This window comes from Ruegeria sp. ANG10 (assembly GCF_040705255.1).
In the GTDB taxonomy this organism is placed as follows: Bacteria; Pseudomonadota; Alphaproteobacteria; order Rhodobacterales; family Rhodobacteraceae; genus Ruegeria.
Genome location: NZ_JBFCVU010000001.1, coordinates 248,034 through 274,178, shown reverse-complemented (window position 1 = coordinate 274,178; position 26,145 = coordinate 248,034). Strand labels below are relative to the sequence as shown.

The following is a 26,145-nucleotide window of genomic DNA, read 5'->3' as shown; positions in this document are numbered from 1 at the left end:
GATCACTCGGCAGCCAGATTCAGATTGCCCGGCTTGCCTGATACGAAAATACGGGTTGCGCCGTCTTCCAAATCGCGGCGGATGCGGTCGATCACTGCTTCGAACCACGTCAGCGCGGCCGAGGCCGGGATGGCCACGGTCATGCCTGCTGCGGTGGTCAGAAGCGCCTCCCAGATGCCGCCAGCCAATAGGGCGGGATCGGCGCGGTTGCCTGACTGTTGCAGCGCCTGAAACGCTGCAATCATGCCTAGAACTGTGCCCAACAGACCCAGCAGGGGTGCGATCGTTGCGATCAGTTCCAGCGCTCGAAGGCCGGTACCGGCGTCGGCAATCTCGCGCTTGGCCACGCGCGAAACCTCTTCGCGGGCGCGGTTTTCGGGAAGGGCGCGAATGGACCGGATGGCATGGCTTATCACCTTGGATCGAATTCCCCGGCGGCCATGGAGCGTCGTAACGGCGGCATCGGACTCTCCGGCCTCGAACAAATCCACGGCCTGACCGGCCTTGCCCCGTGACCATGCCCCGATCAGGGCCAACCGCCAAATCTTCCACAGGATCAGGGCAATGGTGACCACAGACAGTGCCGCGATGGCCCAGATCGATGGTCCGCCTTTGCGCAGAAACTCGGCCGCCTGGACCGAGGCATCCTGCGCGGTTTCCACACCTGCGCTGTGTCCAGGCACGGGTTCGTTGGGTTCAGTCGAATTTGGTTGCACCGGTCCAATCTGGTCGCCTGACACCAGAACCTCTGGCACTGGGGGTGTCAGGGTGTGTTGTGCGTCCAGGGCAACCGGTGCCATCGCAAGGGCCGTAAACAGGATCAATCGGGATATCATAAGGTTCTCCTGTGTGCAGGGCCAATCGGGTTACCCCGTGGCCCCGCTGTTCTCCGGGTCAGAAGGTTGCAGTGACGAACAGGTTGATGTTGCGCCCTGCAGCCGGGATCTGGTCATTGGCCCGATAGGACCTGTCGAGGATGTTGTTAAGCTCGAGCGTCAGCAATGCGTTCTCGGTCAAATCCACGCTGCCGCGGAAGTTCAGCGTGGTCCAGCCCGAGGTCGGGTTGGTACCGGTGGCCGTCCCGCTGTCGACGATATTGCCGTTTTCGTCGCGCAACTCGGCCGCGCTTTCGCCCCGCAGGAACATATCCCAGGTGCCCGTCAAGCTGGCTGTCTGCCAGTCTGAGCGCACCCCAAGCGTCCCTGTCCATTCCGGAGTGCCACTGTCTTTGGTGCTGAACCCGTTGGAATAGGTGAACTCTCGGGTCACATTCGACACGATGACATAGGGGCGCACACCGCCCCAGCCGGGATCAACCTCGGCCGCGATTTCAATGCCCCAGCTGTCAGCGCTTTCGACATTTTCATAGATCAGCTCGGCCGGATTGACCGGATCGGCCACGGTGGTGATGTAGTCCTTGGCTTCGGTATAGAAAATGGCCGTATCCAGCACGAAGTTCCCGCGATCCACACGTGCACCGATTTCATAGTTGGTCGCGGTTTCGGGTTTCAGGTTCGGATTGCCATTGATGACCTGGCCGCCAGCCGACGTGGACAGGTACAGCTCGGACAGGGACGGGAATGTATAACCTTGCGAGATATTGGCCCGTAGGATGGCGTCATCTGACAGATTGTAGACGGCACCAATCGAGCCCAGCCAGCGGTCATCGCTGTTGCTGGCATCGGGCAGCGGAAACCCATTGACCGTGCGTTCGTTCAGATCACTTTCGACGCTATAGTAACGCGCACCAACTGTGGCGACGAAATCGCCAAAGGTTGCTTCGTGCTGACCGAAAATGCTGGCGGTGCGGATTTCCGCATCCGTGAAAGAGGGCACGCTGATTTGGCTGGGCGGCCCAAAGGGCGGAATGATCGTGATGTCCGAGGTCTTGGTGGTCTCTAGCCGGTCATCGTCATATTCCAGCCCGATGACCGATCGGTGACCGGGTGCAAATTCAAAATTCGCTGTTGCCAAGAACCCGCTGGTCGTTTGTTCATCATCCGATCCCGCGTTGACAATGGTGGTGACCGGCCCGCCGCTGCTGGTGAATTCGCTGTCGAACACGCGGTCGACCTTTTGCGTATAGGCGCTGAACTTCAGCATCGACATCCACGAGGTCAGGTCTTCGCCTTCGTAGAACGCGCTGTATTTGCGCAAGTCCCGTTTGGGCAGGTTGATCTGGGCATCTGGGCTGCCGGTGAATACCTCGGTCGAAGCGTCGAAATCCTGTGCGCGCAGGCCAACATAGCTGCTGCCAATGCGGTATCCGACAAAGCCCAGCACGCCGTGTTCTTCACTGCTGGAGGGCACCAGATCACCGTCGGGGGTTTCGCGGTCGTTCAGGTCCAGTTTCGAATATGACAGACGATAGTCAAAACTGTTGAGCGTACCTGCGATGCTGGCTGCGGCGCGATAGCCATCATTGGCCCCGATGTAACCTGCGGTGCCGGAAACCTCGACCGGTTTGTCTGCGCCGCGTTTGGTGATGATGTTCACCACACCCCCGATGGCACGATTGCCCGAGACAACCGATGAAGGGCCACGCACGATCTCGATCCGTTCGATATCGGTGGGTGACACCAGCAGAGGTGTGCCATAACGGTTGTGATCCGACAGGCGCTGACCGTCCAGCAGGATGGCGACGCGCTGCGAATCTTCGCCGCGGATACGGATACGATCCAGATCATTTTCGGAAACCTGCACCCCAGGCACATCCGACAACAGGTTGGCCACCGAGGCCGGGGGGATTTCGCGGATTTCACCGGCATCAACAACGGTGACCGAGGACGGGCTGTCGAAAACTTCGGTTGGAAGTCCGGTGCCGGTGACGATGATGTCATCCAGTTGGATGATGTCGTCTTCTTGGTCTTGCGCCCATAGCGGCGTTGCCGCCAAAACGGCGCTGGTCAGCGCCACGCTTGCGGTAGACCGCCTTAATGCTGATTTCATTGAAACCCCCAGTATGTATCGTGCAGTCAAAGATGCACTCGCCTTAAACAGGCGAAATTCAGATGCTACCTCGCGATGTGCTGGGTATTTCTACGGGCCTGCGCGCAAGTTGCCGCGCGCTGTGGCCCATGTGGGCGGCTCATTAGCGGATTAGATTTTTCTATACCAGAGTATTTTTGTCAGAAAAATGCGACGTGCCCTTGATGCCACAGGCCGGACCGCTTAGGACAAGGGCGAAGAAAGCCAATAAACAGCGCGCAGCCCGGTCGTCTCGGTCCCAGCCAAATGCGTTTCGATACCATTGTGGAGACGACCATGACCCATCCAAGCCCTTCTGAAATCCGCGCTGCGCGGTTGGAAAACCCCAAGCTGCGCGAGCGTGATCTGGCGGATCAACTCGGCATCACCGAGGCACAGCTGGTGGCCGCGCATGTCGGACACGGAGCCACCCGCATCAACCCCGATTTGGATCGTTTGATGCCTTTGGTGAACCGGCTGGGCGAGGTCATGGCACTGACTCGCAACGAAAGCTGCGTGATCGAAAAGGTGGGGATTTACGATGATTACCGCGGTGGCCCCCATGCGGCACTGATCGCCAATCACGAAATAGACCTGCGCATGTTCCCGCGTCACTGGGTTTACGGCTTTGCCGTGTCCAAAACGCTTGAGAATGGCTCGGAGCGCCTGTCCTTTCAGATTTTCGACGCCGCAGGTGATGCGGTCCACAAGATCTTTCTACGCGATACCTCTGTGATCGAGGAATGGGATGCCGTGATCGAGGCCCTGAAACTGCCGGATCAGTCAGACACTCTGACAGTTGAACCGCGCGCAGCGGATGAACCCGCCAAGGTCGACCCCGAGAAAACCGACCGTCTGCGTGCCGGATGGGATGAAATCACAGATACCCATCAGTTTCTGCAGATGGTTCGCAAGCTCAAGCTGAACAGGTTGGGAGCCTATCGCATGGCCGGGGCGCCATATGTGCGGCCTCTGGCGATATCGGCTGTTGACACAATTCTGCACAGCGCCGCCAAAACGGGCCTGCCGATCATGGCTTTTGTTGGCAATCAGGGGTGTATCGAAATTCACACCGGGCCCATCAAAGAGGTCAAACAGATGGGTCCATGGCTGAATGTTCTGGATCCTGGTTTCAACCTGCATCTGCGCACGGACCACATCGCCGAGGTCTGGCAGGCGACGAAATCCACCAAGCGCGGAGATGCGATCTCGGTTGAGGCGTTTGACGCGCAGGGCGCACTGATCCTGCAAATCTTTGGGGTGCTTGCCGAACCGGACTCGGCTGCGATCTGGAACGATCTTGTTGCGTCGCTTGAGGGCCGCCCAGAGGAGGTTCCGGCATGACCCGGTTAGGCGCAAAACTGAAACTGGCCGGGCTGGTGCTGTTGGTATCTGCATTTGGTCTGCACGCCGACCCGGCGCAACGCATTGTCTCGGCCGGGGGATCGATCACAGAGATCATTTATGCGCTGGGACAAGAACACCGGTTGGTGGCACGCGACAGCACGTCGAACCATCCGCCTCAGGTCGCCGAATTGCCAAATATAGGCTACGTGCGCCGCTTATCCGCCGAGGGGTTGCTGTCAGTCAGCCCTGATCTGATCTTGGCAGAAGAGGGCGCAGGCCCGCCGGAAACGCTGGAGGTTCTGGCCGAAAGTCATATCCCTGTGGTCAGCATACCGATGGGCCATGATCGCGCGGCGGTTGTCGCCAAGATCATGGCCGTTGCCAAGGCACTGGATGTTCCTGATGAGGGCGAAGCACTGGCGCAACGCGTTGGTGGCGCAATCGATGCCGCCACTGCGCACAGTGAACTGGCCGATCAGCGCGTTTTGTTTGTGCTGGCAATGCAGGGTGGGCGCGTGCTGGCCGCCGGACAGGGTACGGCGGCGCAGGGCATTATTGAACTGGCCGGGGCCACAAATGCTGTAGAGGGGTTTCAGGGCTACAAACCATTGGGCGATGAGGCGATCATTACAGCAGCCCCCGATGTCATCTTGCTGATGGAGAGCGGCCGACAGATTTCCCTGACGGACGAAGAGGTTCTCAAGCACCCTGCGATTGCGGCCACACCGGCAGGACAGAACGCTAAATTGTTGCGGATGGATGGCATGTTGTTGTTGGGTTTCTCGGTGCGCACTGGGCAGGCCATCTCTGATCTTGCAGCTGGATTGCGCGGCACCAATGGTTGACCAAACCGCTGACGCGATGGCAATCGACGGTGACCGGAGCCTAACTGCGCGTCGGCTTAGCTGGGTTTTGATCGTTGTTTTGAGTGTGGTGGTGCTGACCGGGCTTGCAACGGGATCGGCGGGCACGTCGTTGTGGCAGGCATTGATTGATATGGCGCAGGGCCAAGACCTGTCCTTGCGCGACCGGGTGGTGCTGCTGGATATCCGCGCGCCCCGTGTGATCATGGGTTGTCTTGTTGGGGCAGCGCTGGCCGTATCTGGGGCGGTTCTGCAGGGCTTGTTCCGAAATCCGCTGGCCGATCCAGGCATCGTCGGTGTCAGCGCTGGGGCCAGCCTGGGGGCAGTTGGTGCGATTGTGCTGGGCGGGACTTTGACCTTTGCCGCTGGGCTGGCGACATGGCTTGTCCCGGTTGCGGCGTTTCTTGGTGCGTGGATCACCACAATGCTGCTCTATCGGGTCGCAACGCGGCGTGGCCGAACCTCGGTTGCGACGATGCTGTTGGCCGGGATCGCGCTGACCGCGCTGGCGATGGCATTGACGGGCATCCTTGTCTACATGGCGGATGACGCGCAGCTGAGGGATTTCACCTTTTGGTCCATGGGCTCACTGGCGGGTAGCAGTTGGAGCAAGATCATTGTTGCGGCCCCTTTGATCCTGATCCCCCTGATGCTGTCGCCATTTCTGGCGCTTGGTCTGAACGGTCTGGCCCTGGGCGAAGCCGCAGCCGGGCATATCGGCATCCGTGTGCAACAACTGAAAACCTGCGCCATTCTGGTCGTCGCAGCATCGACCGGGGCTGCTGTGGCCGTCAGTGGTGGGATCGGGTTTGTGGGTATCGTGGTGCCGCATCTGCTGAGACTGGCCTCTGGGCCCGATCACAAATACCTGCTGGTCAATTCGGCCCTTCTGGGCGCGGCTCTTCTGGTGCTGTCCGACCTGATCAGTCGAATGATCATCGCCCCGTCTGAGCTGCCCATTGGGATTGTCACCGCAGTCATCGGCGCGCCGTTCTTTCTGTGGATTTTGTTGAGGCAACGCGGAATTGTGGACCTTTAGACCATGTTGATTGTCACAGACCTGAGCGTTCAGCTGGGGCGCCGCACGATCCTTAGCAATCTGTTTTTCTCAGCCCAGCCCGGACAGGTGACTGCCGTTGTCGGCCCGTCGGGGGCGGGTAAATCCACCTTGTTGGCCGCGCTGACCGGCGATCTGGACCATGACGGGGCCGTTACGTTGAACGGTCGGGATATCGCGCGAACCAGCGCTGCTGAGCTATCCGACATTCGTGCCGTCCTGCCACAAGCAACACCAATGAGCTTTCCGTTCACCGTGTTGGAGGTGATCCGCATGGGGCGTATGCGCAGGGCTATGGATGACCGGATTGCCCTGCAAGCGCTGACCCGTGTCGGTTTGGGGGGCTTTGAAGGGCGCTTTTATCAGGAACTGTCAGGGGGTGAGCAGCAGCGTGTTCAAATGGCTCGCGTTCTGATTCAAGTGTGGCAACCAACCGGACCGACAGGGTCGCGCTGGTTGTTTCTGGATGAGCCCGTTTCCAGCCTGGATATCGGCCACCAATTGCAGGTGATGCAAATTGTACGGGATTTCGCGGCCAATGGCGGCGGGGTGGTTATGGTGATGCATGATCTGAACCTGACGGCCATGTGTGCCGACAATGTGATTCTACTGTCAGATGGGCAAATCCTCAGCCAGGGCACGCCGGTGGACACAATGTGCGACGATTTGCTCAGTCAAGCGTATAGCTGCCATATTTCGGTCAATCGCGCCCCTGAAACAGGTGTCTACCTTTTACCGCAGGTTGCAGGGCTTTGATCATGCTGCGCAGATCGGCGCTGTGGAATTAGAATTAAGTTGTAGTTTGCAGAATTATCGATATTAGAAAGGGCAGGCATGGAGTTTTGGATAGATTATCGATAAAATGGAAAACACCTCCCCCACTTGGACCCGCGACGCGGCGCAGGCCGTATATGATCTTCCCCTAATGGATTTGCTCTTCCGCGCGCAGACCGTGCATCGCGAGAATTTCGATCCCAACAAAATTCAGACCTCCAAACTGTTGTCGATTAAGACAGGTGGCTGCGCCGAAGATTGTGCCTATTGCTCGCAATCGGCGCGCAACGGCTCAAAACTGTCGGCTTCGAAACTGATCGAGGTTCAGCGCGTGCTGGCCGAGGCCCGCAAGGCCAAGGATGGTGGTGCCACCCGGTTCTGCATGGGCGCGGCCTGGCGTGAACCGAAAGAACGCGACATGGATGCGCTGGTGGCCATGGTCGAAGGCGTTCGCGAGATGGGCATGGAGACCTGCATGACGCTGGGCATGCTGGACGACAACCAGGTGTTTCGCCTGCGTGACGCGGGCCTGGATTATTACAACCACAACATCGACACGTCCGAACGCTATTACCCCGAGGTGATCACCACCCGCACTTTTGCCGACCGGATCGACACGATGAACCGCGTGCAGGAAGCCGGGATCAAAGTGTGTTCCGGCGGTATTCTGGGGATGGGAGAAGAGGTCGGCGACCGCGTCGATATGCTGGTCACACTGGCCAATATGGGACCCGCGCCTGAATCGGTGCCGATCAACATGCTGATGCCGCAGGAAGACACGCCGCTGGCGGAGGCCAAGCCAATCGATCCGATCGAGTTCGTGCGTGTGATCGCCACCGCCCGTATCATGATGCCGAAATCCTATGTCCGCCTGTCTGCCGGACGCAGCGACATGACCGATGAACATCAGGCCATGTGTTTTCTGGCCGGGGCGAACTCGATCTTTGTGGGGGAAACACTGCTGACGGCAGAGAACCCGGAAGAAGACACGGACGCGATCCTGTTTGCCAAGCTGGGGCTGCAAGCCGAAACCGTGGCCGGTCAAAGCTGTGCGGAAGCTGCTGAATGAAAGCATTGGGTCGCCTGAACTCGATGCTTGAAACATTAGGCGCCCGGCATCGTCGCCGGGTGCTGACCCCGAGGCTTGGGTTGGACTTTGCCTCGAATGATTATCTGGGTTTGTCAGAATCTGCGTGGTTACAGGGTGCCGCACAAAAGGCGCTGGATCGTGGTGTGCCAATGGGATCAGGTGGGTCGCGGTTGTTGCGCGGCAATCACCCGGAACATGAGGCGTTGGAGGCTGAGGCCGCCGCGTTTTTCGACGCCGAGGCCGCCTTGTTCATGGGCGGCGGGTTTCAGGCCAATCAGGCGATCTTTTCGACCCTTCCCGCCGCGGGCGATCTAATCCTGTATGACGATCTGGTTCATGCCAGCGCCCATGAAGGCATGCGCATGGGACGGGCCGACACGCGGGCCTTTGCACATAACGATGTGGCTAATGCGCGCCGTGTTATTTCCGACTGGCTTTCCGCTGGTGGGTCCGGTCAAATCTGGATTGCCGTGGAAAGCGTCTATTCGATGGAGGGTGATCTCGCGCCCCTGAACGCGCTGTCCAGCTTGGCCGTGGAATACGGCGCTGTACTGGTTGTTGACGAAGCCCATGCGACCGGTGTTTTCGGCCCACACGGCAAGGGTCTGGCGTATGGGCTGAAGGCCGAAGTGCTGACATTGCATACCTGCGGTAAGGGTTTGGGCGTTTCGGGCGGTCTGATCTGTGGTCCGCAGGTGATGATCGATGCGCTGATCAACCGGGCAAGACCGTTTATATTTGCGACCGCTCCATCGCCGTTCAACGCGGCCCTGGTGCGGGCGGTATTGGCGCATTTGCATTCAGGCACCCGGCTGACCGACGCGGCGAACGCCCGAATGCATCATGCCCACGCCGAGGCGCGCCGGAATGGCGTGTCGCCGGGTGCGCTGAACAGTCAGATCATTCCTGTCATTTTGGGGAATGAGGCGCGCACAATGCAGACAGCCGCAGCCCTGCAGTCGCAAGGCTTTGACGTGCGCGGCATTCGCCCTCCTACAGTTCCGCGTGGGACATCGCGGCTAAGGGTTTCAGTTACTGGGAATGTTTCGCAGGCCAATATTACCGCTCTGTTCGAAACCCTTGCGCAGCAACAAAGCGAGGCCGCATGAGTCCTGTCATCGTAGTCGGAACGGATACGGGCATCGGGAAAACCGTCTTTGCAGCGGGTCTGACTGCCGCCCTTGGCGCGCGGTATTGGAAACCTGTGCAGTCGGGGTTGGAAGAGGCCACTGACTCGGAAACCGTCAAGGCCCTGACCGGGGCCGAGGTGCTGCCCGAGGCGTATCGGCTGAACATGCCCGCCTCGCCACATCTCTCGGCCGAGGAAATGGGGATTGAGATCGACCCGGCCCGGCTGACGTTGCCGCAGGTGTCCGGCCCACTGGTGGTTGAAGGCGCGGGCGGGCTGATGGTGCCGCTGAATCGTCAGGTCTTTTTCCTGGATGTGATTGCACAGTGGCAGGCCCCGGTTGTACTGGTTGCGCGGACTGCACTGGGTACGATCAACCACACCAGCCTGTCTTTGATGGCGTTGCGCAATGCTGGGTGCAAAGTGATTGGTGTGGCCTTTGTTGGCGATGCGGAGCCGGACGTCGAACAGACAATTTCCCAGATGTGTGGCATCCACCACTTGGGCAGGTTGCCTTTTGTCGACAACCTGTCACGCGAAACTCTTTCCGACGTTTTCTCCGCCATCGATGTTAACACGATCCGAGGTGCCCTATGACACCGCTGGAGTTTGACGCCCGCCATCTGTGGCACCCCTATACCAATGTGCTGGAACCCGGCCCGATGCATCTGATCACCGGGGCAGAAGGTGTTTGGCTGACGACTGAGGATGGTACGCAGATGATCGACGCGATGTCGTCCTGGTGGTGTGCAGTACATGGGCATCGTCACCCGGCCATCATCGCCTCCATGCAGGCACAGTTGGATCAGATGCCGCATGTGATGTTTGGCGGTCTAACGCATGAACCTGCGATTGAACTGGGCCGGAAACTGATCGGGCTGTTGCCCGACAGGCTGGATCGCATTTTCTACAGCGACAGCGGTTCGGTCGCTATCGAAGTAGCCCTGAAAATGGCGGTGCAGTACCAGATGGCGCAGGGCCGTAAGGGGCGCACGCAATTCGCCACCATCCGCGGTGGTTATCATGGTGACACCTGGAAAGCGATGAGCGTCTGCGACCCGGTCAACGGAATGCACGGTCTGTTCGCGGGTGCCCTGTCCGTTCAGCATTTCCTGCCGCGCCCACAGATCACCTTTGGTCAGGACTGGGCTGAGGACGGCGACCTGAACGGGCTGAATGCACTGGAACAATTGCTAGAGACCAAAGCTGACCAGATCGCGGGGCTGATCCTTGAACCTGTAGTGCAAGGGGCAGGTGGGATGTATTTCTACCACCCGACCTGGCTGCAACGCGCCCATGAGATGTGCAAGGCACATGACGTGCTGGTCATCTTCGATGAGATCGCCACCGGCTTTGGCCGTACAGGTGAGCTGTTCGCGCTGCATCATGCCGATATCGTGCCTGACATCCTGTGTGTAGGCAAAGCGCTGACGGGCGGACACATTACCCTGGCAGCCACGGTCACCACCGAAACCGTCGCGCGCCGGATAGGTGAAAGCGAGGCCGGTGTAATGATGCACGGGCCCACCTATATGGCCAACCCGCTGGCCTGCGCGGCGGCCGTGGCCAGTCTGGAACAACTCTCGGTCCGCGATTGGCGGTCGGAAGTGGCGGGTATCGCTGCGCAGATGACGCAAGAGCTGGCTCTGGCGCGCGACTTGCCCGGCGTGGCGGATGTGCGCGTCTTGGGTGCCATCGGTGTTATCGAGATGGAAGGCTGGGTCGACCCGTCGGTGGCGCATGGATTCGCGTTGGAAACCGGCGTCTGGCTGCGACCGTTCGCGCGCAATATCTATTGCATGCCGCCCTATATCATCTCATCTGATGAGCTAAGCCGCGTGACCTCGGCCATGGTATCGCTGGTTCGGGGGATGTCATGAAACAGCGCTGGTTGTCCCGCTCAGGCACGGCCGAAGTGTTATTGGTCTTCGGGGGCTGGGCTCTTGGTCCGGGACCTTTCGAAAGCCTTGCTGGCAATACGGATGTCTTGTTCGTCGACGATTATACCCGTCTGGATAACACGCTGAGCGAGCTGTCAAACTATGACCGGGTCACCCTGATCGCGTTCTCGTTTGGCGTGGCCTCGGCCGCGCATTGGTTGGCTCAGATAGGGATGCGGCCTGACCGGCTGATCGCGGTCAGCGGTACATTGTACCCCGCCGATGTCGAACGCGGCATCGCGCCGGACATGATCCGGGCCACGGCGGTTCAACTAAGCACCGCCAGCTTTGCCAAGTTCTGCCGCCGTGCGGGGCTGGAAGGTCCGGCGCCCGCGATAGATATCGACACGGCAAAAGCAGAGTTGCACGCGGTGATCGAACGCGGCCCGGCACCCGATCCCAAATTCGATCGGATTTGGATACCGCTGAGGGACCGGATCATTTCCACATCCGCCCAACAGGCCGCGTGGGCTGATCACCAAGATGCCGTCCGAACTGTTCCAACTGCGCATATACCCTTTGCCAGCGGTCAGAACTGGCAGGAGTGGATCGCATGAATGCCCAGATGACCAGCCGCGTCCAGCGTAGTTTCAGCCGCAGTTTCCGCTCGTACCACGAGGCTGCCAACCAACAGGCGCAGATCGCTGAACGATTGGCACGGGATTTGCAGCGTGGCGGCGCTCCGGCGCATTTCGCGTCCGGATTGGAGTTTGGCTGTGGCACCGGTCATCTGACCCAGCGCCTTTGCACCCGGTTTGCCTTTGACGGGCTGACCGTCAACGATCTGTCACCCGAAGCATATGAGACCGCCGCGTCCTTTGGTGCAGGATTTCTGTGCGGTGACGCGGAAACGGTCGAATGGCCTGCGAAACCGGACCTGATTGCTTCGGCGTCGATGATTCAGTGGTTGCCAGATCCCGCCGCGTTCCTGCGCCGGGCCGCTCAGGCGCTGGCCCCCGGAGGCTGGTTAGCCGTTTCCGGTTTTGGCCCGTTGCAATATCAGGAACTGGTTCAGATTGGGTCGGCGGCGAAGGCGCCTGGTCTTTATGAACCCGAAGTTTTGACCGCAGCCGTTGAAGGTATTCTGGACGTCTTCAGTGCCGGAGAGACCAAACAGCAGATGCAGTTTTCCTCTCCTCGCGACGTGTTGAGCCATCTGCGTCGAACCGGAGTGAACGGACGGGCGCAGAAGCCGTGGACAAAGTCGAGCCTGCTTTCTTTCAATAACGACTATGTCCGGCAGTTTGGCGGCAAGGACGGGGTTCCGCTGACCTATCACCCGACCTGGATTATCGCCCGGAAACCCGGCTGATCCCGCCTAGGGCAGACGGGTCAGGTGGCGCTGCATGACCGAATGCGCCTTGGCCGCGTCGCGATCCTTGATGGCAGCCAGAATTGCAGCGTGATCCGGATCAGCGCGGGGCCGCCATTTGGCGGTGTACAGGTTGTTGAAATGCCACGTGTACAGCACTTGCAGGTTCCTGATCTCGTCAATCATGCGCGGCATGTTGCAGGCCGCGATGACGGCCATATGAAAACGCTGATTGGCGTCTTCCCAATCTTCAGCAGTTCGGGCGCTGTCGCAGTCTTCTTGTACCTGTTCGATCTGGGCGATCTGCTGGGCCGTCAGGTTTGGAACGGAATGCAACAAGGCCACAGGTTCCAGCGCGCGCCGCATCACGCGCAGCTCTTGAATGGCGTTCTGGTCCATTGGCGCCACGCACATACCTCGGCGTGGTACGGCGACGGCCAACCCTTTTGATGCCAGATTCAACAGCGCCTCGCGCACGGTGACCTGGCTGACTCCGAACTCACGCGCTATCAGGTCCTGCCGCAGCTTTTCGCCGGGTTTCAATGCGCCACGGACTATCCTGGTCAACAGTTTCTGCGCAATGTCATCTGATTTTTTGATCTGCTGCTCAGACACCTGAACTCCGTCGCTTTGGTCATATGATCAGACGATTATCGCTCTGCAAGGTGATGGGCAACAGGTGATGGTTGTCGTCGCAAAAGCTTGGTCGTTAACTCGGCCCCGCTTGGGGATACAAAATCTGGCAAGTCTTTTCGCAACCTAAGTGACCTTGCGGCAAAACCCGTTGGAAACCAACTGGCAGCTTTCACAAGTGCGGTGGGTGCGGATAGGGTACCCGCAGAGGCAACGTAGTGTTGCATCAGTCTGAAAAGGGACCGTCATGGACTTTGCACCATCGCCGCGCGCTGCGGAAATCCGCGATCAGCTGAAACGCTTTATGCAGGCGCATATCCATCCGCGCATCCGTGCCCATAAGGAAGAAATTGAAGCAGGCAAATTCCCGGTCTCGTTCATGGAAGACCTTAAGGCGCTGGCCCGGGCCGAGGGGCTGTGGAACCTGTTCCTACCTTCCTTGCGCCACGATGAACCCGGCACGCGGCTGAGCAATCTGGAATACGCTCCGCTGGCCGAGTTGATGGGGCAGGTCAGCTGGTCTTCTGAAGTTTTCAATTGTAACGCGCCCGACACAGGCAACATGGAGTTGTTGCACATGTTCGCCACGCCCGAGCAGCGCGAGGATTGGCTGGTGCCGCTGCTGAACGGCGAAATCCGTTCGGCCTTTGCGATGACGGAACCGGATGTGGCCAGTTCGGACGCCACGAATATCACCACCTCGATCCGGCGCGAGGGGGATGAATATGTCATCAATGGGCGCAAGTGGTTCATCACCAATGCCTGCCACCCGAACACCAGAATGTTCATCGTTATGGGCAAGACCGATCCCAATGCCGACAGGCATAAACAGCAAAGCATGGTGATCGTGCCCAAGAACACACCCGGCCTGGAGATTGTCCGCAACCCCACGATCCTGAACATGCATGACCCCGAAGGCCATGCCGAGCTGCTGTTCAAGGATGTACGCGTGCCGGTCGGCAATCTTCTGGGCGAAGAAGGCAGCGGGTTTGCCCTTGCGCAGGCACGGCTTGGACCGGGACGCATCCATCACTGCATGCGCTCGATCGGGGCTGCCGAGATGGCGCTGTCGCTGATGGTTGAACGCGCGCAAGAACGGAAAACTTTTGGCAAGCAGCTGTCAGACCAAGGCGTGATCCGGGAATGGATTGCCAAATCGCGGCTTGAGATCGAGCAGGCGCGCTTGCTGACCCTGCAGGCGGCATGGAAGATTGATCAGGTCGGTGCAAAGGCGGCGCGGCGCGAGATTTCACTGATCAAGGTGGTGGCGCCCAACGTGCATGCCGCCGTGACCGACCGCGCAATGCAGGTCTTTGGTGCCATGGGGATGACGCCAGATACGCCACTGGCCGACAGCTACACCTGGGCGCGGGCACTGCGCTATGCCGATGGTCCGGATGAGGTGCACCTGCAAGCCATCGCGAAACAGGAGATTAAAGAGTCAAACTTCGGGATGTCAGCGCAATGGCTGACTCCGCCGCCACGCTGAACGCTTACTTTCCTTTCCAGATCGGGTCGCGCTTTTCCGCAAAGGCGCGCGCGCCTTCCAACTGGTCTTCGCTGGAATACAACACATCCACTGTGCGCAACTGGCGCTTGGTGATGCGGTTCATGGCATCCTGGAATTTGCTGTCCTCGGCGTCGCGCACGACCTCTTTGATCGCAGCGTAAACCAGCGGAGGGCCCGAGGCCAGCAGCCGGGCCAGCTCCCACGCGCGGTCCATCAACTGGTCGGCGGAGATGATCTCGTTCACCAGACCCCAGCGGTTGGCTTCTTCGGCGTCGAACCAGCGCCCCGTCAGCAGCAGCTCCATCGCGATATGGTAGGGGATACGCTTGGGCAGTTTGACGCTGGCCGCATCCGCAACTGTACCCGAGCGGATTTCGGGCAGGGCGAATGTGGCATGCTCTGCCGCCAGGATCATGTCTGCCGACAGGGCCAGTTCCAGACCGCCACCGCAGGCGATCCCGTTCACAGCTGCAATCACCGGCTTGTTCAGATCGCGCAGTTCTTGCAGGCCGCCGAACCCGCCAACGCCGTAATCGCCGTCAACCGCATCGCCATCGGCAGCGGCTTTCAGATCCCAGCCGGGGCAGAAGAACTTTTCGCCCGCGCCTGTCAGAATTGCGACACGCAATTCGGGGTCATCGCGAAATTCGGCAAAGACCTCTCCCATGATGCGGCTGGTGGCCAGATCAATGGCGTTGGCTTTGGGTCGGTCCAGCGTCACCTCAAGGATCGCGCCATCGCGCCGGGTTTTGATAGGATCCATGTCTCAGGCCTTTCTAATCAGGGCATCCACTGCAATCGCCGTTTCGGGTGTGCAGAGAAGCGGGTTAATTTCGACCTCGCCAAGCGTGTCAGCATTTTGCATGACATAAGCCTGAACGGCCTGAACTGCGGTGATGATCGCATCCATATCAGCCGCAGGTTGGCCACGGTAGCCTGTCAGCAACGGGGCGATTTTCAACTTTGCCAACGTGGCGCGAATGTCGTCGGGCGTGCTGGGCACTAACAGCGATGCGGTGTCGCGCAGCACTTCGGTCAGAACGCCGCCTGCGCCCAGAGTCAAAACAAAGCCATGCGCAGGGTCACGGATCACGCCGATCAAAAGCTCGGCTACAGTGCCGGTGATCATCTCTTCGATCAGCACCTCATCTGTCCCGATATCGGTGGCCACATAGGCTACATCGTCAGCCTGGACGCCCAGGCGCACTGCGCCGTATTCGGATTTATGGGCCAACCCCACACCCTTGATGGCAAAGGGCGCGCACATGTCCGACGCCGCAGCGCGCGCTTCGTTAGCGCCCCGAACTGTGCGGTTCTGCGGGACGCGCAAGCCACTCTCTTCCAACGCCGATTTCGCCTCGGCCTCGGTCAAAATACGCGTTGCCTCGATCGTGCCGGGCAGGCAAACTGCGGCCTCGGCGGGAGCATTGACCTGACCCGCTGCACAGGTGGCGCTAAGCGCTTCTTGCAGACCCATAAGAGGTACGACGCCACCAGCCATAAGGTCTTGCGCGATGTCCTCGGGCAGAAGTTCGGATAGGGTTGCCGCGATGGCGAACCGTGCGCCGGTCTCGGCACGCACTTTCAGCGCCGCTCGCGATGCGCAAACCCAATCTGTCGGATCGGTCGTCGGATAATCGACGATCGAGAAAGTCAGGTCGATGTCGTCGCCCGTCATTCCCGACCACGCCCGCGCCATCGCATCCTCATCACGCCAGATATAAGTGTGGTAGTCCAGCGGGTTATTCAGCGCGACCATCGGACCAAGCGCATCACGCAGGTGGGTTTTCTTGTCGTCGGTCAGTTGGGGGAAGGTCAATCCGGTGCCCACTGCCATATCGGCGATCAAGCTGGCCTCGCCCCCCGAACAGCTAATCGAAGAGATGTTGCCGCCGGGCAATGGCCCGTAGCAATGCAACAGTTTCAGCGTTTCAAGGAAATCGGGCAGGGCGGAAAGGCGTGGAATGCCCAACCGTTCCAGCAGCGCCTGCGCCCCGGCGTCGCTGCCTGCCAGAGATGCGGTATGCGACACAGTTGCCGCCTGCGCCTGTTCCGACGCGCCGACCTTGAGCGCGATCAGGGGGACACCCTTTGCATATGCCTTGGCGGCCAGCGCCTCCCACTGTCGGATATCCTTGAACCCTTCGATATGCAGGCCAACAGCGGTCACGCGCGGGTCGTCGATCAGGGCCGAGGCGATCTCGGCCTGACTGGTTTGCGCCATGTTCCCGCAAGTCACCATATAAGCAATCGGCAGCGCGCGTTTCTGCATCGTCAAGTTGATCGAGATGTTCGAGCTTTGCGTCAGGATCGCAACGCCCTTGTCCACCGGCGTCGCGCCGTGCTGATCTGGCCATAACAGCGCCCCGTCCAGCGCGTTGATGAAGCCATAGCAATTTGGGCCCAGAATGGGCATGTCCCCGGCGGCGGCTAGCAACCGCTCTTGCAGGTCCGCGCCGGTATCATCCTCGGCCACAGCCTCGGAAAAGCCCGAGGCGAAACATACCGCCCCACCGGCACCCATGGCGGACAGCGCCTGCACAGCCTCAATCGTGGCGTGTCGGTTGATGCCGATGAATACGGCATCCGGGGCCTGTGGCAAGTCTTCCAGACGGGCGAAAACCGCGTGCCCGGCAATTTCGCTCGCCTTGGGGTGAACCGGCCAGATATGACCAGCATATCCCATGCGCTCCGATTGCAGGATGACCTGCTGACACCACGCCCCGCCGCCAATGACGGCAATGGAGTTTGGGCGCAGAAGTCGGTTCAGATCTTTGCTCATCATCAGGCGCCCAAGGGACGCAGCAGATCGCGGCTGATGATGTGGCGCTGAATCTCGCTGGTGCCGTCCCAGATACGTTCAACTCTTGCATCGCGCCAGAACCGTTCGATCGGGAAGTCATCCATCAGTCCCATACCGCCGAAAATTTGCAGTGTGGTATCCGTCACCCGCGCCAGCGTTTCGGAGGCATAGAGCTTGGCCGACGCAATCTCGCGGTTTGATGGCAGGTTCTGGTCCAGTCGCCAGGCGGCGGCGAGGGTCAGCCAGTCGGCGGCATCAATTTCGGTGATCATGTCGGCGATCTGAAATCCGACACCCTGAAACTTGCCGATGGGTTGGCCGAACTGCTTACGCTCGGCCGCATAGTTCAACGCATAGTCAAAGCACCGGCGCGCGCGCCCGACTGAAAAGGCCGCGACCGTCAGCCGGGTGGCGTAAAGCCATTCGTTCATCACCGCAAAGCCACCATCGACCTCGCCCAGAACCTGCGCATCGGGCAGGCGGCAATTGTCGAAATAAAGGATGTAGTTCTTGTAGCCCTTGTGGCTGACCGAGTTATACCCCTCGCGCACCTCGAAACCGGGCGTGCCGCGATCCACCAAAAAGGTGGTGATCCGTTTCTTCGGCCCTTTCGGGGTCTCGTCTACGCCTGTTGCGATGAAGACAATGAAGAAATCCGCGTGTTCAGCGCCCGAGATGAAGTGTTTTGATCCGTTGACGACCCAGTCCCCGCCATCGCGCAAGGCCTGGCATTTCATGCCTCGCACGTCCGACCCGGCATCCGGTTCGGTCATCGCCAGCGCGTCCATCCGTTCACCACGCACGGCGGGCAGAAGATAGCGTTCACGCTGATCATCATTGCAGGCCATCAGGATATTTTGCGGGCGGCCAAAAAAATGCGTCAGCGCCATGGAGCCGCGGCCCAATTCACGTTCGACCAATGTGAAATCCAGATGCGACAGACCAGCGCCGCCGACCTCTTCGGGGAAGTTGCAGGCATAGAAGCCAAGGTCGATACACTTCTGTTTGATCTCTTCGCCCAGCTCTGATGGCACGGTTCCGCTGCGCTCGACCGCGTCTTCGTGGGGGTAGATCTCTTTCTCGACAAAGCTGCGGACCGTTGAAACGATCATTTCCTGTTCTTCTGACAGACCGAATTGCATGGCGCGTTTTCCCTGGCTGCTGGTTGACGAATGAAACGCCACAGGTCACGGTTACGACATGCAAAGTTGGTCGAATAGTATGCAGAGTTAGAAAAAATTGTCCCACCGCTATAACATTTTGCTGTTTGATGGGTTTTCGAACCACTGCCTCGCCAACATGGTCGAACCATTGAGGGCGGCCAACTCGTTGTCGCGGCAGACGCTGTATCTCTGGCGATTCTGTTCGTTGGATGGCAAGCCCGTGCAGAGTTCCAGCGGACTGGTCGTCACGCCGCATGGGGCTTTGCACGATCACAGCGGCGATGTGTTGGTCGTGATGCCGTCTTACGGCTATTTGTCGCTGGATACCCGTGCCACTACGCGCGCCCTGTTGGCAGCGGCGCGGATCCATCCGCAAGTGGCCGGGCTGGATACCGGCAGTTGGCTACTGGCGCGCGCTGGCTTGTTGGACGATCACCGCGCGACGATTCACTGGGATGAGCTGTCGCGGTTCGAAGAAGCCTTTCCTGCGGTCAACGTGGTGCAGGAACGTTTTGTCATCGATGGCAACCGGTTGACCTGTTCCGGGGCGATGGCAGCGTTTGATCTGGCCTCGGCGCTGATCCGCCGGGATCACGGCCCGCTACTGTCGATGGAGGTGGCCCATCTACTGATGAGCCGCAGTGCAGCCGATCCCTATGCCTTACCTTTGAAATCCGAAGATACGCTGGTCAATCGGGCACTAACGGTGATGCAGGGGAACATAGAAACTCCGCTGACGATCAGGGACGTTGCCCGCAAACTTGGCTGTTCGCAAAAGAAGATCGAGATGCGGGTTCAGGCCGAATTACGCACAACGCCGCAGGCGCTGTATCGACGCTTGCGGCTGACTATGGCACGAAAACTGGCCGAAGAGACCGAACAATCCATCGCGGAAATCGCCAGCCGCTGCGGGTATGAAAACGCCAGCGCCATGACACGGGCGTTCAAGGCCGAGTTCGGGCGAACCCCGACTGCATTCCGCAGCGGGGCGCCGAATTGATGCAAAGTTAGGCGAATTCAGACTGTCGCACCCTTGATGCGGATGACCGAACCCAACGTACCTGCGCACAGGCCGATGACGACGGCAATCAACATTTCGACCATACTGACATTGGCAAAGTTCCAGTGAGCGAAGATCACCGTTTCCAGCACGCCGACCACGGCCCCCATCAAGCCGCCCAGCCACAGGCGGCGGGTCATCATGCCAAGCGCAAGGCCCAGAATGCCCGGAAGGCTGATGATGTTGGCCCCGATTGTTCCCAGAAGTTCCAGCATATCGTGCCTCTCTTTAATCCGCGCTCTTGCTTAGAAATGACCGGATCTCATCGCTGCCATCTGCAACCTGATGCGATTTTGCGCCCGTTGTCTCACCGGCCAGCTCATCCGTAACCCTCTGGTATTCCTCAAGGTAATCCGAAGGCAGGCTGTGCGCGATGCCCTGGTGGCAATCGATACAGGTCATGTTGTTGTCGATGGCGCGCTGGTGTTCGGATGCGGCGCGGGTTTCCTGAATGGTGAAGTCCATATAGTCGAAGTTGTGGCAGTTGCGGCATTCGCGGCTGTCCGACGCCTTCATCTTTTTCCAGACGGCTGAGGCCATGCTCAGACGGTGCGCTTCGTATTTTTCGGGCGTGCTGATGGTTCCGGCCAGTTCGTGATAGACATCCTTGACCGCCATAATCTTAGCCTTGATCTTGTGGTTCCATTCATGCGGCACGTGGCAGTCGGAGCATATTGCGCGCACGCCGGAATGGTTGTTGTAGTGGATCGTCTCGCGATATTCGCCCAGGTTGACTTCCATCGTGTGGCACGAGGTACAGAATTCCTCGGTGTTGGTCAGTTCCAGTGTCCAGTGGAACCCACCCCAGAACAGGATACCGGCTAAAAAGCCCGCAAGGATCAGAAAGCCCGAGCTGAACGCCACGGCCGGTGTCCAGATCCAGTTCCAGATGCGGCCTATCCAACCGCGTTTTTCAGGGGAGTCTGCCATCTTGGTGCTCCTTTCAGACATGCGTTGGATTAGTTGCCGGACGAGGGTTCAAACACGTTGTCGACCAACGCAGGCGCGTCTGCCTGAGGCACGTGACATTGGTTGCAGAAATAGCGGGTGCCCGCGATGTGATCCAGCTCGCGGCCTTCGCGATCCAGATAGTGGGTCATCGACAGGGTCGGCGCATTGCGTTCGCCTGCCTTGGTCCAGTCATGGCAGGAAAGACACTGATTGGTGCGCACGTCGATCTGGTATTGTTCGATCGAATGGGGAATCAGCGGCGGTTGCTGGCGATAGTTACGCTGCATGCGTCCTTCGATATTCTTATGGATCTGATCGAGTGGAATAAGCTCATCCACATCCGCACCGCGCAGGGTTTCCACATTGGCTGACTGGGCAAGGGCGAACCCGCTCAGGAGCAAAACGGGGATCAGGGCCATTCCGCCTGTCACGATTGATTTTTTCATCTTGGCACTCCCTTAGATAGGTCTGGCTGCGCGCCGGTCGGGCGCGGGAACTGGATCGGAAGGCGCGGCGACATGGTCGTCGAACCGGTGAGTAAAGTTGAAGACGTCGACCGCGCAAACGTCGATGCAACGGCCGCAATTGGTGCAGTCCGGGGACAGGATCAGAGGGGTTGTTCCGGGCTTGCCCTTCAGGGCGGGGGAAATGATCTGGTTTTCCGGGCAAACGGCATAGCAATCCATGCAATCGTCACAGGCCGCCCGGTTTGCGGCGCTGACCCGCAGCAGGCTTTTGCTGCCGATCAGGCCATAAAAAGCACCGACCGGGCAAATATGGCCACACCATCCGTGGCGCGCGACGAGCAGGTCAAAGATAAAGATCGCAGCCACCATGGCCCAGACAAATCCTGCACCGAAAATCAGCCCGCGATGCAACATGGTGATCGGGTTGATCAGCTCCCACGCTATCACGCCGGTCAGGCCCGACACGACCAGAACCATTGCCAGCACCCATAGGCGTGTGCTGCGTTTTGGTTGCCAGCCTTTCGGCAGGTCCAGTCGCCGGTGCAGCCAATTGGCGGCGTCGGTTACCGGGTTGATCGGGCAGACCCACGAACAATAGACACGGCCCCCGATCAGCGCATAGGCGACCAGAACGATCAGTCCGCCGATCAGGGCGGTCAGTTCGGGCCAATGCCCGGCAACGATACTTTGCAGCGTGATAAACGGATCGGTCAGAGGCAACACGCCAAGGGTCAGCGACCCGGCCAGCGTGCCTTGCACGATCCAGATGCCGAACCAGGGGCCCAGCAGGAACAGGACCAGAAACAACAACTGGCTGGTGCGACGCAGCAGCAGAAAACGATGCGCACCGATCCAGCCTTTGATTTCGATGGCTTCGCGGCCGACGGGCATATGCGTGCGCGCACTCATTGGCCCACCCCCGGCAGGTCATAAGTTGGTGCAAAGCCGCCCGGTGTGGCCAGATTGTCTGTGCCTGGTCCCGGCAAGCGATCAGGCAGATCGATCAGGCCGTCCACAAGCGGGCCGCCATGGGCCTCTTTTTCTTCCCAGCCTTTGCGATAGTGGTCGGCCGCGCTGCCCCGCGCCAGTCGTTCCGGCAGAACCTTGATGGCGGCTTCCGGTAGGACGCAGCTTTTTTCGCACATTCCGCAACCGGTGCAGCGCTCGGCATGCACGGTGGGGATGAACATCGCATGATGACCCGAGCGGGCGTCATGCGAGACCTCAAGTGTGATGGCCTCGTCGATGACAGGGCAGACGCGATAACAGACGTCGCAGCGCAGGCCCTGAAAGTTCAGGCAGTTTTCTTGATCGACCAGAACTGCCACGCCCATTTTCGCATCATCGATATTGTCCAGCCCCGGGTCCAGCGCACCTGTGGGGCAAGCGGCAACGCAGGGAATGTCGTCGCACATCTCACACGGCACATTGCGCGCCGTGAAATAGGGGGTGCCGGTTGCCACGGCATCCACCCCAAGTTCGGCCAGTTTCAACGTATCGTAAGGGCAGTCCCGCACGCACAGCCCACAGCGGATGCAGGCCGACAGGAACGCCTCCTCAGGCAGTGCGCCGGGTGGACGCAGCGCCTCGGCCGGTAACGCACGGGCATCGCGGGTCAGCCAGGCCAGCAAAGAACCGGCAACCGCGCAGCCGCCTGCCGCGCGCGCCGAATCCTGCAGGAAACGGCGCCGTTGCGGCGAGAGGGGTGTACCGGCCAGAGACATGGGAACTACCTTTGCGATTTAGGCCGGTTACGCGCGCTCGACCTTGCAGGCGCACTTTTTATAGTCGGTCTCTTTCGACAGCGGGCAGGTCGCGTCCAGCGTCAGTTTGTTGGTCAGCTGATGCTCATCAAACCAAGGCATGAAGACCAGACCGCGCGGCACCTTGTTGCGTCCGCGGGTTTCGACCCGGCTGGTGACCTCGCCGCGGCGGGTGGACACAACGATCTCTTGCCCGCGGCGCAGACCCCGATCCTTGGCGTCCTGCGGATGCATGTAGACGACAGCGGACGGGAAGGCGCGGTGCAATTCCGGCACTCGGCGGGTCATCGAGCCCGAGTGCCAATGTTCAAGCACACGTCCCGTGGACAACCACAGATCAAATTCTTCATCCGGCTCTTCGGCGGCGGGTTCGTAGGGCGCAAAGATGATCTTGGCCTTGCCGTCTTTGTGGCCGTAGAATTTCACGTCCGCACCTTCGGGAACATACGGGTCAAAGCCTTCGCGGAAGCGGTACAGCGTTTCCTTGCCGTCCACGACCGGCCAACGCATGCCGCGTGCCTGATGATACATCTCGAACGGGGCCAGATCGTGCGCATGGCCGCGCCCGAATTCTGCATATTCCTCGAACAGACCTTTCTGAACGTAGAACCCAAAGTGCTCGGCATCGTCATTGTGGAACCCTTCGGCTGTCTCGGACAGCGGGAACTGATCCACCTTACCGTTGGCATAAAGCACGTCGAACATGGTCTTGCCGCGATGCTCAGGCATCTTGGCCAGCAGTTCTTCGCCCCAGACCTCTTCGACGGTGAAGCGTTTGGAGAATTCCATAAGCTGCCACAGGTCAGACTTGGCCTCACCTGGGGCCTGCACTTGCTGCCGCCAGAACTGGGTGCGGCGTTCGGCGTTGCCATAAGCGCCTTCCTTTTCGACCCACATGGCGGTGGGCAGGATCAGGTCGGCAGAAACGGCGGTGACCGTCGGATAGGGGTCAGAGACAGTGATGAAGTTTTCGGGGTTGCGATAACCGGGATAGCCTTCTTCGTTGATATTGGGCGCGGCCTGCATGTTGTTATTGCATTGCACCCAATAGGCGTTCAGCTCACCATCTTTCAGCTTGCGGTGCTGCAACACAGCGTGGAAGCCGGGCTTGGGCGGAATGGTGCCTTCGGGGATGTTCCACGCGGTTTCGCAAATTTCGCGGTGTTCATCATTCGCCACCACCATGTCGGCGGGCAGGCGGTGGGCAAAGGTACCGACCTCACGCGCAGTTCCGCAAGCCGAGGGCTGACCTGTCAGCGAGAAGGGCGAGTTGCCAGGTTCGGAAATCTTACCCACCAGCAGATGCACGTTATACATCAGCGAGTTCACCCAAGACCCGCGGGTGTGCTGGTTGAAGCCCATGGTCCAAAGGCTCATGACCTTGCGGGTCGGGTCCGCGTATTGCTGCGCGAGTTTTTCGAGCTTATCCGCCGGAACGCCCGACAATTCCGAGGTGTATTCCAACGTGTAGGGCGCAACCGCTTCGGCGTATTCCTCAAAGCTGATGCTCTCAAGCGCGCCCGAGTCGGGGTTTTCAGCTTCTTGCTGCAGCGCGTTGGTCTCACGCAAGCCATAGCCGATATCGGTGGCAGTCTTTGTGATGTTGACGTGGTTTCTGACGAAATACTCGTTCACCGCGTTGTTCTGGATGATGTAATTCGCGATGTAGTTCAGGATCGCCAGGTCGGTCTGTGGTTCAAACACGATGCCGTTGTCCGCCAGCTCGAACGAACGGTGTTCGAAGGTCGACAGCACGTGGACTTCACATCCCGGTTTGGTCAGGCGCGTGTCAGTCAGGCGCGACCACAGGATCGGGTGCATCTCGGCCATGTTCGAGCCCCACAGCACGAAGGTGTCCGCGTGTTCGAAATCGTCATAACAGCCCATCGGCTCATCAATGCCGAAGGTGCGCATGAACCCGACAACGGCGGACGCCATGCAGTGCCGCGCGTTGGGGTCGATGTTGTTCGACCGGAACCCGGCCTTCATCAGCTTGGAGGCAGCATAGCCTTCCCAGATCGTCCATTGGCCTGAGCCGAACATGCCAACACTGGTTGGGCCCTTCTTGGCCAGAGCCTCTTTCCACTTGGCGGCCATGACGTCAAAGGCTTCGTCCCAGCTGACCGGTTCAAATTCGCCGTTCTTGTCGTATTCGCCATTTGTCTTACGAAGCAGCGGTGTGGTCAGGCGGTCCTTGCCGTACATGATCTTGGACAGGAAATAGCCCTTGATGCAGTTCAGGCCTCGGTTGACCGGCGCGTCCGGGTCGCCTTGCGTGGCCACCACACGGCCATCCTTGGTACCGACCAGTACCGAACAGCCGGTGCCGCAGAACCGGCAGGCCGCCTTGTCCCAGCGGATATCGGGGGCCCCGGCCTGCGCGTTGGCCTGACCGGTGGCCAGAGGAATGCCAGCGGCTGACGCAGTGGCAGCGGCCGCTGAGGCCTTGAGAAAAGTCCGGCGAGATTCTGATGTAGTCATAGCGTGAGCCTCCGGCTGGTGGTTTGGCTTGGGGCATCGGGATGCGGGGTAGCCTCCGCAAGATCCTCGAAATGGTGATAGGTAAGCGTCAGCGAGACCACTCCGGGGATCTGATGCAGATCCATGATGATCTCGGACGCAAGGCGATCGGATGTGTCTTCCACGACGACAACGAAACGGCCGTCTTCGGCCTGGGCATGGACCTCGACGCCGGATGTGTTGCGCATCGATTGCGCCGCGGCCTCAGCCTGATCAGGGACGATATGTACAAGGCAACCGCAGATGTTCATTGTATCACTTCCGTTTGAGATGTGGGCCGACGGTCAAGCGCGATGGCATTGACCGGGCAGGGGGTCACGCAGGCACCACACCCAATGCAAGTGTCGGCATCCAACGAAGGCTCGGCCCGACCGCCCAGTTGTAACCTGAAGCGGATGGCATTCTGTTCGCAATTGTCCTGACAGACGCGGCAACTGACCCCGTTCACGGACAGGCACGAAGATGTCTCAATCGCCGCGCGCCAGGGCCAGTCCGGCAGGCGTTCGATTTGCAACGCGTCTGTCGGGCAAACCGTAGCGCAATCGCCGCAAAAGGTGCAGGGGTTGTCACTGGGCTGAAACACCGGGAAACCGTCCTGACCAATGACAATTACCGTTTCCTGACAAACGTCGACGCAGTCGCCACATTTGGTGCAGTGATCCAGGAAACCCGGCACATGTGATCCCGGAGGACGGACAATGCTGCTGTCCTCCCGACACACTTTGGCGCTTAGAAACGCCCGACGGCTGGTCATCTGGCTCATTTAGCTGGACTGTACGCGCTTGATTCCGTAACT

General features: G+C 59.6%; 26 protein-coding genes. 12 read left to right on the top strand and 14 right to left on the bottom strand.

The annotated features are described in order from the left end of the window. Positions 1-2 precede the first annotated feature (2 nt). Both AB1A64_RS01340 and AB1A64_RS01335 read right to left on the bottom strand, forming a co-directional pair. The gene (locus AB1A64_RS01340; RefSeq protein WP_366549745.1) at positions 3-836 is read right to left on the bottom strand and encodes a MotA/TolQ/ExbB proton channel family protein; all 834 of its coding nucleotides are present in this window, start codon (positions 834-836) and stop codon (positions 3-5) included. Positions 837-894: 58 nt separating this feature from the next. Then, a complete protein-coding gene (locus AB1A64_RS01335) occupies positions 895-2,949 on the bottom strand; it encodes a TonB-dependent receptor (RefSeq protein WP_366549744.1) in 2,055 nt (684 codons plus the stop codon). Between the two features lie 315 nt (positions 2,950-3,264). On the opposite strand from AB1A64_RS01335, the gene AB1A64_RS01330 reads away from it, so the two are divergent. The 10 genes from AB1A64_RS01330 (at position 3,265) to AB1A64_RS01285 (ending at position 12,479) form a co-directional block, all read left to right on the top strand. Beyond that, a complete protein-coding gene (locus tag AB1A64_RS01330; RefSeq protein ID WP_366549743.1) occupies positions 3,265-4,311 on the top strand; it encodes a ChuX/HutX family heme-like substrate-binding protein in 1,047 nt (348 codons plus the stop codon). After that, positions 4,308-5,159, top strand: a complete 852-nt coding sequence (locus AB1A64_RS01325) for a hemin ABC transporter substrate-binding protein (protein WP_366549742.1) — start codon at positions 4,308-4,310, stop codon at positions 5,157-5,159. Before AB1A64_RS01330 ends, AB1A64_RS01325 begins: the two co-directional genes overlap by 4 nt. Beyond that, positions 5,152-6,216 carry an iron ABC transporter permease gene (locus tag AB1A64_RS01320; protein WP_366549741.1) on the top strand — a complete coding sequence of 355 codons (1,065 nt, stop codon included), beginning with the start codon at positions 5,152-5,154 and terminating at the stop codon, positions 6,214-6,216. The genes AB1A64_RS01325 and AB1A64_RS01320 overlap by 8 nt, the downstream gene beginning before the upstream one ends. A 3-nt stretch (positions 6,217-6,219) precedes the next feature. After that, the gene (locus AB1A64_RS01315; protein WP_366549740.1) at positions 6,220-6,990 is read left to right on the top strand and encodes a heme ABC transporter ATP-binding protein; all 771 of its coding nucleotides are present in this window, start codon (positions 6,220-6,222) and stop codon (positions 6,988-6,990) included. Positions 6,991-7,096: 106 nt separating this feature from the next. Further along, positions 7,097-8,077, top strand: coding sequence for a biotin synthase BioB (gene bioB, locus AB1A64_RS01310; RefSeq protein WP_366549739.1), 981 nt, complete (start codon positions 7,097-7,099; stop codon positions 8,075-8,077). Further along, entirely contained in the window at positions 8,074-9,207 is a 1,134-nt protein-coding gene (locus tag AB1A64_RS01305; protein WP_366549738.1) for an 8-amino-7-oxononanoate synthase, read from the top strand. Before bioB ends, AB1A64_RS01305 begins: the two co-directional genes overlap by 4 nt. Continuing rightward, entirely contained in the window at positions 9,204-9,824 is a 621-nt protein-coding gene (bioD, locus tag AB1A64_RS01300; protein WP_366549737.1) for a dethiobiotin synthase, read from the top strand. Before AB1A64_RS01305 ends, bioD begins: the two co-directional genes overlap by 4 nt. After that, positions 9,821-11,107 (top strand): adenosylmethionine--8-amino-7-oxononanoate transaminase, encoded by a 1,287-nt coding sequence (bioA, locus tag AB1A64_RS01295; protein ID WP_366549736.1) that lies wholly within the window; start codon positions 9,821-9,823, stop codon positions 11,105-11,107. The genes bioD and bioA overlap by 4 nt, the downstream gene beginning before the upstream one ends. Further along, a complete protein-coding gene (locus AB1A64_RS01290; protein WP_366549735.1) occupies positions 11,104-11,724 on the top strand; it encodes a pimeloyl-ACP methyl esterase BioG family protein in 621 nt (206 codons plus the stop codon). The genes bioA and AB1A64_RS01290 overlap by 4 nt, the downstream gene beginning before the upstream one ends. Continuing rightward, complete coding sequence (locus tag AB1A64_RS01285; RefSeq protein WP_366549734.1) at positions 11,721-12,479, top strand: methyltransferase domain-containing protein; 759 nt, start codon at positions 11,721-11,723, stop codon at positions 12,477-12,479. The genes AB1A64_RS01290 and AB1A64_RS01285 overlap by 4 nt, the downstream gene beginning before the upstream one ends. Positions 12,480-12,485: 6 nt before the next feature. Here AB1A64_RS01285 and AB1A64_RS01280 read toward each other — a convergent pair whose 3' ends face one another. Then, positions 12,486-13,094: a GntR family transcriptional regulator gene (locus tag AB1A64_RS01280; protein WP_366549733.1), complete on the bottom strand. Its 609-nt coding sequence runs from the start codon at positions 13,092-13,094 to the stop codon at positions 12,486-12,488. Positions 13,095-13,359: 265 nt separating this feature from the next. Between AB1A64_RS01280 and AB1A64_RS01275 the strand changes: the two genes are divergently transcribed. Continuing rightward, complete coding sequence (locus AB1A64_RS01275) at positions 13,360-14,601, top strand: acyl-CoA dehydrogenase family protein (protein WP_366549732.1); 1,242 nt, start codon at positions 13,360-13,362, stop codon at positions 14,599-14,601. A gap of 4 nt (positions 14,602-14,605) precedes the next feature. On the opposite strand, the gene AB1A64_RS01270 is transcribed toward AB1A64_RS01275, so the two are convergent. Genes AB1A64_RS01270 through AB1A64_RS01260 form a run of 3 tightly spaced genes read right to left on the bottom strand, consistent with a single transcriptional unit; the run spans position 14,606 to position 18,567 of the window. Next, positions 14,606-15,385 (bottom strand): carnitinyl-CoA dehydratase, encoded by a 780-nt coding sequence (locus tag AB1A64_RS01270; protein ID WP_366549731.1) that lies wholly within the window; start codon positions 15,383-15,385, stop codon positions 14,606-14,608. 3 nt (positions 15,386-15,388) lie between these two features. Then, complete coding sequence (locus AB1A64_RS01265) at positions 15,389-17,404, bottom strand: acetate--CoA ligase family protein (RefSeq protein WP_366549730.1); 2,016 nt, start codon at positions 17,402-17,404, stop codon at positions 15,389-15,391. A gap of 2 nt (positions 17,405-17,406) precedes the next feature. Next, the gene (locus AB1A64_RS01260) at positions 17,407-18,567 is read right to left on the bottom strand and encodes an acyl-CoA dehydrogenase family protein (protein WP_366549729.1); all 1,161 of its coding nucleotides are present in this window, start codon (positions 18,565-18,567) and stop codon (positions 17,407-17,409) included. A gap of 97 nt (positions 18,568-18,664) precedes the next feature. On the opposite strand from AB1A64_RS01260, the gene AB1A64_RS01255 reads away from it, so the two are divergent. Next, on the top strand, positions 18,665-19,588 hold the full coding sequence (locus AB1A64_RS01255) for a GlxA family transcriptional regulator (protein ID WP_366549728.1): 924 nt from the start codon (positions 18,665-18,667) through the stop codon (positions 19,586-19,588). 17 nt (positions 19,589-19,605) lie between these two features. On the opposite strand, the gene AB1A64_RS01250 is transcribed toward AB1A64_RS01255, so the two are convergent. Genes AB1A64_RS01250 through napF form a run of 8 tightly spaced genes read right to left on the bottom strand, consistent with a single transcriptional unit; the run spans position 19,606 to position 26,112 of the window. Then, a complete protein-coding gene (locus AB1A64_RS01250; protein WP_366549727.1) occupies positions 19,606-19,863 on the bottom strand; it encodes a hypothetical protein in 258 nt (85 codons plus the stop codon). A gap of 13 nt (positions 19,864-19,876) precedes the next feature. Further along, a complete protein-coding gene (locus AB1A64_RS01245; RefSeq protein ID WP_366549726.1) occupies positions 19,877-20,578 on the bottom strand; it encodes a NapC/NirT family cytochrome c in 702 nt (233 codons plus the stop codon). 29 nt (positions 20,579-20,607) lie between these two features. Then, positions 20,608-21,045, bottom strand: coding sequence for a nitrate reductase cytochrome c-type subunit (locus AB1A64_RS01240; RefSeq protein ID WP_366549725.1), 438 nt, complete (start codon positions 21,043-21,045; stop codon positions 20,608-20,610). Positions 21,046-21,057: 12 nt separating this feature from the next. Further along, positions 21,058-21,975, bottom strand: coding sequence for a quinol dehydrogenase ferredoxin subunit NapH (gene napH / locus AB1A64_RS01235; protein WP_366549724.1), 918 nt, complete (start codon positions 21,973-21,975; stop codon positions 21,058-21,060). Then, the gene (napG, locus tag AB1A64_RS01230) at positions 21,972-22,790 is read right to left on the bottom strand and encodes a ferredoxin-type protein NapG (RefSeq protein ID WP_366549723.1); all 819 of its coding nucleotides are present in this window, start codon (positions 22,788-22,790) and stop codon (positions 21,972-21,974) included. The genes napH and napG overlap by 4 nt, the downstream gene beginning before the upstream one ends. 27 nt (positions 22,791-22,817) lie before the next feature. Beyond that, positions 22,818-25,310: a nitrate reductase catalytic subunit NapA gene (gene napA, locus AB1A64_RS01225; RefSeq protein WP_366549722.1), complete on the bottom strand. Its 2,493-nt coding sequence runs from the start codon at positions 25,308-25,310 to the stop codon at positions 22,818-22,820. Then, positions 25,307-25,600, bottom strand: coding sequence for a chaperone NapD (locus AB1A64_RS01220; protein WP_366549721.1), 294 nt, complete (start codon positions 25,598-25,600; stop codon positions 25,307-25,309). The genes napA and AB1A64_RS01220 overlap by 4 nt, the downstream gene beginning before the upstream one ends. After that, a complete protein-coding gene (gene napF, locus AB1A64_RS01215; RefSeq protein ID WP_366549720.1) occupies positions 25,597-26,112 on the bottom strand; it encodes a ferredoxin-type protein NapF in 516 nt (171 codons plus the stop codon). The genes AB1A64_RS01220 and napF overlap by 4 nt, the downstream gene beginning before the upstream one ends. Between the last annotated feature and the right edge of the window lie 33 nt (positions 26,113-26,145).